At 39.6% G+C, this 12,765-nt stretch carries 16 protein-coding genes; 11 read left to right on the forward strand and 5 right to left on the reverse strand.

Annotated elements, in window-relative coordinates; translation table 11 throughout:
* The first annotated feature begins 391 nt into the window (after window positions 1-391).
* Window positions 392-1,930 (forward strand): glycine--tRNA ligase, encoded by a 1,539-nt coding sequence (locus ACE1EF_RS03195; protein ID WP_375719168.1) that lies wholly within the window; start codon window positions 392-394, stop codon window positions 1,928-1,930.
* A 19-nt stretch (window positions 1,931-1,949) separates the two neighbouring features.
* Here the strand turns inward: ACE1EF_RS03195 and ACE1EF_RS03200 are convergent, their stop codons facing one another.
* The gene (locus ACE1EF_RS03200; protein WP_375719169.1) at window positions 1,950-2,453 is read right to left on the reverse strand and encodes a hypothetical protein; all 504 of its coding nucleotides are present in this window, start codon (window positions 2,451-2,453) and stop codon (window positions 1,950-1,952) included.
* Window positions 2,454-2,687: 234 nt separating this feature from the next.
* Here ACE1EF_RS03200 and ACE1EF_RS03205 point away from each other — a divergent pair, with 234 nt between their 5' ends.
* The 8 genes from ACE1EF_RS03205 to ACE1EF_RS03240 are packed head-to-tail and all read left to right on the forward strand — an operon-like array spanning window position 2,688 to window position 8,586.
* Window positions 2,688-3,167, forward strand: coding sequence for a SoxR reducing system RseC family protein (locus tag ACE1EF_RS03205; protein WP_375719170.1), 480 nt, complete (start codon window positions 2,688-2,690; stop codon window positions 3,165-3,167).
* 8 nt (window positions 3,168-3,175) lie between these two features.
* Window positions 3,176-4,078 (forward strand): Fe-S cluster domain-containing protein, encoded by a 903-nt coding sequence (locus tag ACE1EF_RS03210; RefSeq protein WP_375719171.1) that lies wholly within the window; start codon window positions 3,176-3,178, stop codon window positions 4,076-4,078.
* Window positions 4,078-5,412 (forward strand): electron transport complex subunit RsxC, encoded by a 1,335-nt coding sequence (gene rsxC, locus ACE1EF_RS03215; protein ID WP_375719172.1) that lies wholly within the window; start codon window positions 4,078-4,080, stop codon window positions 5,410-5,412. Before ACE1EF_RS03210 ends, rsxC begins: the two co-directional genes overlap by 1 nt.
* A 10-nt stretch (window positions 5,413-5,422) precedes the next feature.
* Window positions 5,423-6,418 carry an RnfABCDGE type electron transport complex subunit D gene (locus tag ACE1EF_RS03220; RefSeq protein WP_375719173.1) on the forward strand — a complete coding sequence of 332 codons (996 nt, stop codon included), beginning with the start codon at window positions 5,423-5,425 and terminating at the stop codon, window positions 6,416-6,418.
* A gap of 12 nt (window positions 6,419-6,430) precedes the next feature.
* Window positions 6,431-7,036: an RnfABCDGE type electron transport complex subunit G gene (locus tag ACE1EF_RS03225; protein ID WP_375719174.1), complete on the forward strand. Its 606-nt coding sequence runs from the start codon at window positions 6,431-6,433 to the stop codon at window positions 7,034-7,036.
* Between the two features lie 11 nt (window positions 7,037-7,047).
* Window positions 7,048-7,635 (forward strand): RnfABCDGE type electron transport complex subunit E, encoded by a 588-nt coding sequence (locus ACE1EF_RS03230; protein ID WP_375719175.1) that lies wholly within the window; start codon window positions 7,048-7,050, stop codon window positions 7,633-7,635.
* A 17-nt stretch (window positions 7,636-7,652) separates the two neighbouring features.
* Complete coding sequence (rsxA, locus tag ACE1EF_RS03235) at window positions 7,653-8,225, forward strand: electron transport complex subunit RsxA (protein WP_375719176.1); 573 nt, start codon at window positions 7,653-7,655, stop codon at window positions 8,223-8,225.
* Window positions 8,226-8,241: 16 nt separating this feature from the next.
* The gene (locus ACE1EF_RS03240) at window positions 8,242-8,586 is read left to right on the forward strand and encodes a translation initiation factor (RefSeq protein ID WP_375719177.1); all 345 of its coding nucleotides are present in this window, start codon (window positions 8,242-8,244) and stop codon (window positions 8,584-8,586) included.
* Window positions 8,587-8,616: 30 nt separating this feature from the next.
* Here ACE1EF_RS03240 and ACE1EF_RS03245 read toward each other — a convergent pair whose 3' ends face one another.
* The 3 genes from ACE1EF_RS03245 to ACE1EF_RS03255 form a co-directional block, all read right to left on the reverse strand.
* Window positions 8,617-9,852 carry a M48 family metallopeptidase gene (locus ACE1EF_RS03245; RefSeq protein ID WP_375719178.1) on the reverse strand — a complete coding sequence of 412 codons (1,236 nt, stop codon included), beginning with the start codon at window positions 9,850-9,852 and terminating at the stop codon, window positions 8,617-8,619.
* Window positions 9,853-9,944: 92 nt separating this feature from the next.
* Window positions 9,945-10,376, reverse strand: a complete 432-nt coding sequence (locus ACE1EF_RS03250; protein ID WP_375719179.1) for an FKBP-type peptidyl-prolyl cis-trans isomerase — start codon at window positions 10,374-10,376, stop codon at window positions 9,945-9,947.
* Window positions 10,369-10,578, reverse strand: a complete 210-nt coding sequence (locus ACE1EF_RS03255; protein WP_375719180.1) for a (2Fe-2S)-binding protein — start codon at window positions 10,576-10,578, stop codon at window positions 10,369-10,371. Before ACE1EF_RS03255 ends, ACE1EF_RS03250 begins: the two co-directional genes overlap by 8 nt.
* A gap of 130 nt (window positions 10,579-10,708) precedes the next feature.
* Here ACE1EF_RS03255 and ACE1EF_RS03260 point away from each other — a divergent pair, with 130 nt between their 5' ends.
* Window positions 10,709-11,347, forward strand: coding sequence for a hypothetical protein (locus ACE1EF_RS03260; RefSeq protein ID WP_375719181.1), 639 nt, complete (start codon window positions 10,709-10,711; stop codon window positions 11,345-11,347).
* Window positions 11,348-11,351: 4 nt separating this feature from the next.
* Here the strand turns inward: ACE1EF_RS03260 and ACE1EF_RS03265 are convergent, their stop codons facing one another.
* Window positions 11,352-12,161: an SDR family oxidoreductase gene (locus ACE1EF_RS03265; protein WP_375719182.1), complete on the reverse strand. Its 810-nt coding sequence runs from the start codon at window positions 12,159-12,161 to the stop codon at window positions 11,352-11,354.
* A gap of 134 nt (window positions 12,162-12,295) precedes the next feature.
* Here ACE1EF_RS03265 and ACE1EF_RS03270 point away from each other — a divergent pair, with 134 nt between their 5' ends.
* Window positions 12,296-12,748 (forward strand): DUF4293 domain-containing protein, encoded by a 453-nt coding sequence (locus tag ACE1EF_RS03270; RefSeq protein WP_375719183.1) that lies wholly within the window; start codon window positions 12,296-12,298, stop codon window positions 12,746-12,748.
* The last annotated feature ends 17 nt before the right edge of the window (window positions 12,749-12,765 follow it).

The following is a 12,765-nucleotide window of genomic DNA, read 5'->3' on the forward strand; positions in this document are numbered from 1 at the left end:
CCTAAAAAGGAACCCGAAGGTTGCAGCCCGCTTTCCTACTCTTAAGCTTTCTCGGAAAATTTTGTAGTGTTGAGTTTATCAATCTATTCTGATGCGGCTAATATCTTATATTCAATGAACGTTTTCTATTGTCGAAAATAGGCAAAAAACCCTTTACCTGCAAGGATTTTAATACTTTTTTTATTTAAAAAGGTTTAAATAAATCGGTGTCCGTTTTACACCAAATTATAATTTACTCATTGTCAGAACATACATAAAACAACAGTACAAATCAGTTGAACTGATAAAATGAGCCAATATGCCCCAACATTGTTAACAATAGCAGTAATAAGTTCCCATTTCACGAAATTTCGTTTATTTTTGTGCCCCGTAAAACAATAATATTACAACAATGTCAGAGGATATTTTTAAAAAACTGATCTCACACTGTAAAGAATATGGATTTGTATTTCCATCGAGTGAAATCTATGATGGTCTAGGTGCCGTTTATGACTATGGCCAGAACGGTGTAGAATTAAAAAATAACATTAAAAAGTACTGGTGGGACAGTATGGTTTTACTGAATGAAAATGTGGTAGGAATTGATTCAGCTATATTTATGCATCCAACCATATGGAAAGCCTCCGGACATGTAGACGCATTTAATGATCCCCTTATCGATAATAAAGATTCAAAAAAGAGATACCGGGCTGACGTTCTGATAGAAGAACTGATGGCTAAATTTGAAGGCAAGATTGCCAAAGAGGTAGAAAAAGCTAAAAAACGCTTTGGGGATGCATTTGATGAAGCTCAGTTCAAAGCTACAAATCCCCGTGTACTGGCAAACCAGGAGAAAATAGATGAGGTACATGGTCGCTTTGTACAGGCATTAAATGACAATGATCTGGCAGCATTAAAAGCGATTATTGAAGATTATGATGTAGTTTGTCCTGTTTCCGGCACAAAAAACTGGACGGATGTCCGTCAGTTTAACCTGATGTTCAGCACCGAAATGGGATCAATGGCAGAAGGTGCCATGAAGATTTTTTTACGTCCTGAAACAGCTCAGGGGATATTTGTGAATTATCTGAATGTTCAAAAAACCGGTCGTATGAAATTACCGTTTGGTATTGCACAGATCGGTAAAGCCTTCCGCAATGAAATAGTTGCACGTCAGTTTATTTTCCGTATGCGTGAATTTGAGCAGATGGAGATGCAGTTTTTTGTCCGTCCAGGAGAAGAAATGGAATGGTTCAAGAAATGGAAAGATACCCGTATTAAATGGCATAAAGCCCTTGGACTGGGAGATAATAAATATCGTTTCCATGATCATGATAAACTGGCGCACTACGCTAATGCTGCTACCGATATTGAGTTTGAGATGCCGTTTGGTTTTAAGGAAGTGGAAGGTATTCACAGCCGTACCGACTTCGATCTTTCACAGCATGAGAAGTACTCCGGTAAAAAAATACAGTATTTTGATCCGGAACTCAATAAATCTTATGTACCCTATGTTATAGAGACATCCATTGGGGTGGATCGAATGTTCCTGAGCATTCTCGCTGGCTCATTCCACGAAGAAGAGGTTAAGGGAGATACCCGTGTAGTTCTAAAACTGCCACCGGTACTGGCTCCGTTTAAACTGGCGGTTTTACCGCTGGTGAAAAAAGATGGTTTGCCTGAAAAAGCAAGGAAAATAATCGATGAACTTAAGTTTGATTTCAACTGTCAGTATGACGAAAAAGATTCAATCGGAAAACGCTATCGCAGACAGGATGCTATCGGAACACCATTTTGTATCACTATTGACCATCAAACACTGGAAGAAAATACAGTGACTATAAGACACAGAGATACCATGGAACAGGAACGGGTTAACATTTCGGACCTGCACTCCATTATTTCTTCCAAAGTAAGAATGAAAAGTCTGTTTAAACAGATAACAGAATAATTTTATTTATACTGGCAGTTTATACCTGAATTGCCAGTATAAATTTCACCCATATTGATGCCATAACGACAAGGGCCATGGCAATCCTGGAGTGCCAGAACACATTGGCAATATACAGACCGGATAAAATCAGGTGCTCATCATGTTTTGTTGTTTCAATAACGCCTTTACCCGATGATCCGTTAAATTTGATGGTGGTACCATTATAATCTGTCAGTTCCCACTTGGAATTCCAGAAATTATAATTTTTTAGATCAACCGTTTTCTCCTTAGACCTGATTTTAGCTGTAGAATTGAAAAAATTATAGCTGATAGTGCCTACAATGTTTCCATCTTTATCGGTAACCCTGGTTTTAAACCGTAGTATACCTGTCGTTTTAAAGTGAATCTGTTTACGTTTCAGATCCGCTTTCGCAACCCTGTTAAATGTACTTTGAATCAGGTTACCAACATGCGATCCCTGATTATAAAGATAATAGGTGTTTTTGAAATACTCTTTTTCCCAAGTGTAATCAGTATTCATAACGTAAGCTCTTTAGGTTGTACTGGCGTTCTTACAATCAAATTTAGTGAATTTTAACAATGTTAAGGATTGTGTAATAGTTAAGTTTATGTCTTTTTATTGTCTTAGCTACCCAAACCGAACATATGCTTTACGACATTTTATGTTATTAAGCCAATCCCTGAGTTCAAGATTTTCAGTCACATAACCCCCTTTTAAATCAGCTTTTTAAAACAATTCTAAATAAATTAAGTCATGGTGATTTTAGCAAATATATATTACATTTGTTGCCATAAATTGCAAAGTGGAGATTGCAAAATGCACTCAGAAACGATAACACATTCAGGAAAGGTAAAAGAGATAAAGGACACATGTGTTGAGGTTGAAATTCAGACCGGTTCAGCCTGCGGACACTGCAGTGCCAGTGATCAGTGTGTAGCAGCGGATTCGGGTTCCAGAAAAATTTCGGTGGAGAACTACAGCGGTCCACCCTTACAGGTTGGAGATTCGGTTACGTTAACGGGAAAAAACCGTGATGGTCTTTCTGCTGTTTTCCTGGCCTATTTTCTTCCATTTATACTTATAATAATCACGCTTTTTACAGCCAATACCATATTGAATAATGAGGCTGTGTCCGGTTTGATTTCATTAGGGATCCTGGTACCTTATTATGGAATAATATGGTTATTTAAAAACCGTTTGAAAAGGAAATTTTCATTTAAAATAAATAGTTAGCAGTAAATATGAGTCTGACATTAATAGTTATGATAAGCCTTGGTGGCCTTGGAGGAATCTCTGCTGCAATTCTCTATTTTGCGGCACAGAAATTCAAGGTTTATGAAGATCCAAGAATTGATCAGGTTGAAGAAGCACTCCCAGCAGCTAATTGCGGTGGATGTGGTTATCCCGGATGTCGTGGATTTGCTGAGGCATTAGTAAAGGCGGATGATCTTGCAGATTATAACTGCCCCGTCGGTGGTGCGGATGTAATGAAAACTGTGGCATCTATTCTGGGAAAAGAAGCTGCTGTTGTCGATCCTCTGATTGCAGTGGTCAGATGTAACGGCACATGTGAAAACCGTCCAAAAACAAACAGTTACGATGGAGCGACCTCCTGTGCCATTGCGTCATCATTATATGGTGGGGAAACGGGATGTTCTTACGGCTGTCATGGTCTGGGGGATTGTGTGGTATCCTGTGATTTCGATGCCATCTACATGGATGAAACAACCGGATTACCGGTAGTTAATGATAAGTGTGTGGCTTGTGGTGCCTGTGTAAAGGCTTGTCCGAACAACATTATTGAGTTACGTAAAAAGGGACCAAAGGACAGACGTATCTATGTATCCTGCGTGAACCAGGATAAGGGTGGTGTTGCCAGAAAAGCCTGCAATGTTGCCTGTATTGGATGCAGCAAATGTTTAAAGATATGTCCGTTTGATGCCATTGTCATGGTAAATAATCTGGCTTATATTGATTATAACAAATGTAAGTTATGTCGCAAATGTGTAGATATTTGCCCGACAAATTCAATTCATGAGCTCAACTTTCCACCCAGAAAAATAAAAGTGGATGCAGAAGCAGTTAAAGAGGCAAAACAGGAAAACGAAAACAGCAATACTAACTCAATTAATAAGGAGGGATAATGGGTTTAAAGACATTTTCAATAGGTGGTGTTCACCCTCCCGAAAACAAACTTTCGGCAGATAGGAAAATTGAAATTCTTCCTGTTCCTGAAGAGGTAGTTATTCCGCTTGGACAACATATTGGTGCTCCTGCTTCGGCAATAGTAAAAAAAGGAGATCAGGTCAAAACCGGCCAGTTGATCGCTCAGGCAGGTGGATTTGTTTCTGCGGCAATTCACTCACCGGTTTCAGGTTCTGTGACTAAAGTTGATGAGGTACTTGATGCAAGTGGATACAGAAAACCAGCCATTTACATCAAAACCGACGGTGATGAATGGGAAGAAACAATAGACCGTTCCGAAAAGCTGATTACAACCTGTAATCTTGATTCCAAAGCGATAATTGAGAAGATTAAGGATGCCGGAATTGTAGGTCTTGGAGGAGCTACTTTTCCCACACATATAAAACTTTCCCCTCCTCCGGGAATGAAAGCTGAAGTCCTTATTATCAACGGTGTGGAATGTGAACCGTACCTGACTTCCGATCATCGGGTTATGCTTGAAAAAAGTGATGAGTTACTGGTTGGGATTGAAATCCTGAAAAAAGCACTTCATGTTGACAGGGCCATTATCGGGATTGAGAACAATAAAAGGGATGCGATTAAGCTACTCACAGATAAAGCAGCCAGGTATGGAAACACACAGGTTGTTGCATTAAAAGTACAGTATCCTCAGGGTGGTGAAAAACAGCTGATTAAGGCAACAATAAATAGAGAGGTCCCTTCGGGGCAGTTACCTATATCTGTGGGTGCAGTTGTTCAGAACGTGGGAACAGCCCTTGCTGTTTATGACGCTGTACAGAAAAACAAACCCTTGTTTGAGCGCGTGGTTACGGTAACCGGTAAGTCACTTAAACAACCGGGTAATTTTCTGGTCAGGCTCGGTACACCTGTGAAAACCTTGATTGAAGCTGCTGGCGGTTTGCCCGAAGATACCGGTAAAATTATAGGCGGTGGGCCCATGATGGGAAAAGCCCTGGTTAATACCGATATTCCTGTTACCAAAGGAAGTTCAGGTATACTTATCATAAAAGATGAGGAAGCTAAGCGGAAGCCAATGCAAAACTGTATCAGGTGTGGTAAATGTGTTAATGTATGTCCGATGGGACTTGCTCCTTACCTGTTAATGGTACTGGGTGAAAAGGATGCACATGACAGATCGGAAAAAGAACGCATCATGGATTGTATAGAATGTGGTTCCTGCAGTTTTACCTGTCCTGCAAACCGGCCTCTCCTCGACTATATAAGACTGGAAAAAGGAAAGGTAGGCACCATAATTAGAAACAGAAAAAATTAAATACTTAACTATGTCAAAGATAACAGTAGCCCCATCACCTCATGTGCACAGTGGCGACAGCATCTCAAAAAACATGTACTATGTGTTGCTGGCACTGATACCTGCATTTGCGGTTTCGGTATTCAATTTTGGATTGGGCAGTATTGTCGTTATGGCTGTTTCAGTCGCATCATGCCTGCTTTTTGAATATGTTATTGCAAAATACATTCTTAAAACAGAACCTTCGGTAACAGATGGTTCGGCTCTGATTACAGGTGTTTTGCTGGCATTTAATGTTCCTTCCAATCTCCCGTTCTGGATATTAATAATCGGAGCTTTGGTTGCGATTGGCGTAGCAAAAATGAGCTTTGGAGGCCTTGGAAACAACCTTTTCAATCCGGCACTTGTTGGAAGGGTCTTTTTACTGATCTCATTTCCCGTTCAGATGACATCATGGCCTGTTCCCGGAGCTGACAGATTAGCATATACTGATGTAAGTACAGGAGCAACGCCATTAGCCATAATAAAGGAAGGACTGGCCAATGGCGAAAGTTACAGCTCTTTACTCGGCAAACTACCCTCATATGTTGATATGCTCTTTGGTTATACAGGAGGTAGTGCAGGAGAAATGGCAGCAGCAGCACTGGTTCTGGGTCTTATATTTATGCTTTGGAAAAAAGTAATATCATGGCATATCCCGGTAAGCATCATCGGAACTGTCGCCGTGTTTACTTCCATTCTTTATTTTGCCGGAGCACCTTCTGCTGATCCTATTGTTCATCTCCTTTCCGGTGGTCTGATGCTGGGAGCTGTTTTTATGGCTACAGATTATGTGACATCCCCAATGAGTAAAAACGGAATGATAATTTATGGAATTGGGATTGGGATTATTACCGTGGTTATAAGAGTTTTTGGGGCATATCCTGAAGGTATTTCATTTGCAATTCTTATCATGAATGCCTTTGTTCCCATTATTGATATGTATATCAAACCGAAACGTTTTGGTATTGTAACGGCAAAAAAGTAAAGTGAATTTACAATGAAAAAATTAGAATCGACTTTTATAAACATGTTCCTTGTATTGCTTGCGATTGCTTTAATTTCGGGTGGAGCACTGGGAACTGTATACAATATAACCAAAGCACCTATAGCTGAAGCTAAAATGGCCAAACAGTTAAAAGCCATTCAGCAGGTAGTACCGGGCTTTACCAACCAGCCATCCCAGGAATCGATAAATGTGGATACCGATGGTGGAACCGTGGTACTTTATCCCGCAAAGAAAGATGGTAAGTTCATTGGAGCTGCAGTGGAAACATTCACTAAAAATGGGTTCAGTGGTCTGGTAAAGGTAATGGTCGGCTTCGACAGGGAAGGTAAAATCATTAATTACTCGGTTCTGGAACACAAGGAAACCCCTGGTTTAGGAAGTAAAATGAATGAATGGTTCAGAACAGGAAAAGGGGATATCAACGGGAAAAATCCCGCTACAACAAAAATGACGGTATCCAAAGATGGCGGGGACATTGATGCCATCACAGCAGCCACCATTAGTTCAAGAGCTTTTCTGGATGCTGTAAACCGTGGTTATAAAGTTTATATGGATAATATTACCTCCCTGGAGGGAGCGACTGCTACAAATGAATAAACATTGTACACATGAATCAGTGGAAAAATTTTAATAAGGGCTTTTTCAGAGAGAATGCAGTATTTGTTCTGCTTCTGGGAATGTGCCCTACCCTGGGTGTTACCTCTTCGGCCATAAACGGACTTGGTATGGGCCTGGCAACAACCTTTGTATTAACAATGAGTAACCTGGTTGTATCACTGGTGAAAAATCTGATTCCGGACAAGGTGCGAATACCTGCTTTTATTGTTATTATTGCATCATTCGTAACATTGGTGGAGTTATCAATGCAGGCTTACTTACCTTCATTGTTCGAAAGTCTGGGTATCTTTATTCCACTTATTGTAGTGAACTGTATAGTGCTAGGTAGAGCTGAAGCGTTTGCTTCAAAAAACAGCCTGTTAAGTTCCATTATTGATGGTCTGGGTATGGGACTCGGATTTGCCATGGCACTTACAATTTTAGGTTCTGTACGTGAATTTCTTGGAAGCGGAAAAATTTTCAATCTGACCATCTATCCAAATCAGTATGGGATGCTGATATTTGTACTTGCACCGGGAGCATTTATTGCCCTGGGATATTTAATAGCATTTATAAACCGTATGCGTAAAGTTGCATAAATCAGAAAAAAGGGATCATGGAATATATATTGATTTTTATATCGGCAATTTTTGTAAACAATATTGTTTTAGCGCAGTTTTTAGGAATCTGTCCGTTTCTGGGTGTATCCAAAAAAATTGATACCGCTGTTGGTATGACAGGTGCAGTAACGTTTGTTATGGTTATTGCCACAATAGTAACATACCTGATACAAAAATACATTCTGGATGCATTCGGCATTGGCTTTCTGCAGACCATAACCTTTATACTGGTCATTGCTGCATTGGTTCAGCTCGTAGAAATTATACTCAAAAAAGTCAGTCCACCCCTGTACCAGGCACTTGGAGTTTTTCTTCCCCTTATCACAACCAACTGCGCCATTTTAGGTGTTGCTATCATGACCATCCAAAAGGAGTATAATTTAATGGAAGGTGTTGTATTTTCCTTCTCCACAGCGCTTGGATTTGGTTTAGCGTTGATACTTTTTGCAGGACTTCGTGAACAAATGGACCTTGTAAAGATTCCTAAAGGTATGAAAGGGACTCCCATTGCACTAATCACTGCCGGATTACTGGCTATGGCATTTATGGGATTTGCCGGTATTGTATAATCAAAATCAGACAGTTATGTCAGAGGACTGGAAAAAAAGACTGGGAATGGTTTACTCCACCAATCCGGACTTCAACTACAATGAAGATGAAGAAAATACTGAAGAGACACCGGAAAATGGAAAGCAGAATTTAAAAGTTTTTCGGGACAGCAAAAAAAGAAAGGGGAAAACAGTCACCCTTATCACTGGCTATGTTGGGCACGAAGACGATTTAAAAGAACTGGGAAAACTTTTAAAAACCAAATGTGGTGTCGGGGGAACGGTAAAATATGGCGAAATCCTCATACAGGGTGATTTCAGGGATAAAATCTTTGACATTTTAAAATCTGAAGGCTATAAAGTAAAAAAAGCAGGCGGTTGAATTAAGGATCTGCCTTTTCATCAGAAGACATTATAATTGGGATTCAAATGCATGCATCCGCTGAAGTAATGTTGGATGTGAGTAATAAAAAAAGACGTATAATCTGTGCGGCTTCAGATTGCTCAGCGATTTTACCGAAAGTTTCTTAAGCCCTTCTATCAAAGCCTGTGCTGAATAATGGTCTCCTGCAAATTTATCAGCTTCATATTCATTTTTGCGTGATAGCATATTCATAAATATTCCCAGAATAAAAGACACCGGGCTGTAGAGTATTCCAAATGCCAGAACATTGATATGAAAACCCGGAACTTCAGCGCCCAAAGCTGAACTCAATTCACTGCTTTGCAAAAACAATGATAGTATATAGAGCATTATACCACTGTTAGCGATGGTAATAAAAATACTCTGAAGTGTATGTTTCTTTTTATAATGACCAATTTCATGAGCCAACACAGCCGTCACCTCATCTTCCGACAGATCATTTAAAAGTGTATCGTATAATACAATTCTTTTTTTAGGACCCAGACCGGAAAAAAATGCATTGGCTTTCGTACTGCGTTTGGATCCATCCATAACAAAAATATTATCCAGATGAAATCCTGTATTTTTGCTCAGGCTCTCCAGGTTATCTCTTAATGATCCTTCTTCCAGTGGCTTTTGCTTGTTAAAAAGCGGCAGAATCAACGAGGTATAAAACATAGACATAAAAAGGGAGAATACAATAATTATTCCCCAGGCGATCAGCCAGAAATAGTGCGGTGTTAAGGTATAGACCCAGACCACCAGACTTAGAATACCACCCCCGAAAACGGCGGTAATCAGCCATCCTTTCAGTGTGTCGAGAATAAACGTTTTAGGTGTGGTTTTGTTAAAGCCGAATTTTTCTTCAATCACAAAAGTGGAATAGATACCAAATGGCATAGTTAATAAATCTGATGCCAGACCTATAATTCCAAAAAAGAGCAACGCCATTAATACCGGATTTTCGGTAACAGACCGGACATGATTGTCCAGCCAGCCAAAGCCCCCGAAAAATAGGGTCAGGAGAATTAATACGGTGCTGAAGGTTCCGGTAATTTGAGAAAAGCGTTGTTTAACCTTGTAATAATCCTGAGACTTCCGGTATTCCTCTTCGTTATATATCCCCTTGAGTTCTTCGGGTAAAGTGTTACTTAATTGTCTTGTATTTAGCCAATCGAGATACAATTCGAAACCATAATCGAAAAGTAAAATAACAATGATAATCCAAAAAACTGTATTTTCCATTTAAAGAGGTTAAAATAACGCTAATTCATCAAGCATTGACAAAGATATTATAATTCTTTAATCGACAAACAGTTGTTCGGATAACACTACTGCTACAAAACTTCAATTAAGCGGACATCAAAAGAAATTACGGCAAAGGGAGGGATTTTACCCGATGTTCCTTTTCTTCCCCAGCCAAGTTCCGGAGGTATCCAGAATTTAAACCGGCTCCCTTCCTTCATTAACAGGAAACCTTCCTTTAACCCTTCAATAAGTTCATCAAAGTTAACCTCATCCGGGATATTTTTACGGTATGTATCTTCAAGTATAGTACCATTCAACAACAAAGCCCTTTGGTGAATTACCAACCTGCAGTATTCATCCGGTGTTTTTCCGTTGCCGTCTTCAATAATTTGATATTGCAAACCTGATTCCGTTTCATGAACTCCATCCCTCCTCCTGTTTTTAACAAGAAATTCCTCACCATTTTTCTTGTGCAGGCCTGCACCACCACGGTTCTTTGATTTCTGTTCCCGTTTAGCCAAAACTATCTTCTTTAAACAGATTTGTCTGAACATGTTTAACAGTCCGGTTGAGCTCCACAAACTGAACCAGTCGTCTCAGGCAGCGGCCACAACTGGCTGAAGCTCCTGTCATAAGTCTGATATCCTGTACAGAAGCATCAGGTCTCTTCTTCAATGCCTTTAATATTTCAGCCCCACTCACTCTGTTACACATGCAAATCATAGCTACAAAACTAGCGTTTAATTATAGAAAGAGACTTTAGTAAAAGCCATGGAATACTAACATTTTTTCAAATCGGTTGCCATTTTAATGTTATGATCATAAATTTGATATAAATCAATACGTTTCTGTTATGAAAAAATCACTGTTCTTTTCAATTGTAAGTTTCCTGATGACTGCATGCGCCCCTGTATATTTTCCAAATCAGTTACAGACACCTTTATTACAATATGAAGGAGAAGCAACAGCTTCGGCTTCCATCGGAACATCCACGTTCGACATGCAGCTGGGGTATTCCCCCATTCAGCATATTGATTTACTGGCAGACTTTTCGCTTGCCAATGGAGACGATCATGAACATCTTCAGTTTGAAGGAGGCCTGGGCCTGTATCAGACTATTGATAACACGCTGCATCTTGAACTTTTGGGAGGCGGCGGTGGTGGTTACTCCACAACGACAACGCAGGGTACATTCGGAGAACATAATGAAGGTGCTTTTACACGCTTTTATATCCAGCCCAATATTTTTATGGTGAGTGAATACGTTGAAGCAGGTTTAGCCACCAGGGCTTCATTCATCTCATTCAGAGAATTTGGAACCGGTGTTTATATTGAACCTACTCTGGTTGGCAGGTTTGGCCTGCCGCATTTAAAATTCCAGTTACAGGCCGGTTTATCTTTCAATATTAATGATAACTCTGTACTGGATTACAACCCGATTATTTTTAATGCCGGCCTGGTTTATACATTTCATAAACGCTATTATCCTTAATGCATTATTTTACGGGAGCATCCGGTTCCTTTGCCATATGATTATAGGTTAACCTTGTGAGTAATCCAGGTAAAAACTTACTGAGAAAAACAGTCAGTTTACCTTCCACAAAGGTCAGTATAAGCGTACGTTTTCGTTTGATTGTGGCATGGTATATTCGTGAGGCTACCTCTTCGGCGCTCATCATCTTTTCTTCTTTCCTTGGTGTTTCACCCTGCGAAGAACCATCAGCTGTTAAGGCAGAGTATCTTACATTAGAAGCCGTAAATCCAGGAGCGGCTATCAGTACATGTAATCCCTTTTTAAGATTCTCAGTTCTGATGGTGTTTAAAAAGCCATGCATTGCAAATTTTGATGCTGAATAACCGGTTCTCCCCGGAAGGCCTACATATCCGGCAATAGATGATACCCCAACGAGGGAACCTTTACGCTCTATCAGATAAGGGAGTGCATATTTTGTACAGTACACGGTTCCCCAGAAATTAACATCCATCAGACGTTTTAAAACTGAAAGCTCCACATCGAGAAAGTTAGCACGCATGGAGATACCTGCATTGTTGATTAGCACGTCAATCTTGCCAAAGGCACTCACTGCTTTATCTATCAGATTTTTACAGTCCTTTTCAATGCTAACATCCGTTTTTACTGTTACCACTTCCGTTCCACTGCTTCCAAGTTCTTTTCCAAGTTCTTCCAGTTTATCAATAGACCGGGCAGCCAGAACCAGTTTTGATCCTTTTAATGCAAACTTTCGTGCTAATGCCAGACCAATTCCGGATGATGCACCGGTTATAACCACAACTTTGTTTTTCATACCGTGTATTGTTTTTGGATCAACAAAAGTAAGATTTGAAAAATTAAATTGCACATTCCCCGTTAAACTTTTGCATTGGACAATGCAATGACATGATTTTTTTTAACTTTGCTTAAGCTTATAACATTTAAACTATGATTCAACGCATTCAAACACTATATCTGTTTCTGGTAGTGATTCTTACAGGAGTAATTCTGTCAACAAATATTTTAAGTTTCATGAATACAGGGATTCTGTATCTGAGTCCGTACAGGCTGTACAATGAAACCGGAATTACCTTAAAGGAATCAATGCCGCTGGCAACACTTTTCCATCTGGGGTTTATATTAGTAGCCGTAGCTATATTTTTTTATAAAAAAAGGGTTATTCAGATTCGTATTTCCATATTCAGTCTTGTCTTATATTTAGGCTCTTATGCCCTGATAGCATATTACTATTTTACATTTAAAAAAGATTTATCTTTAGAGTTTAATTCCGTAAAAATCGGAGCCATACTGCCGCTTATAAATGCAATTTTACTGTATCTGGCAGTCAGAAGTATCGGGAAAGACGAAGCTCTGGTTAGATCACTCGACAGAATTCGATAGAAAATTATACGTTATTC

The sequence above is a fragment of the Quyinboa sediminis genome (genome assembly GCF_042219855.1).
Classification (GTDB): domain Bacteria; phylum Bacteroidota; class Bacteroidia; order Bacteroidales; family UBA5342; genus JBHJHP01.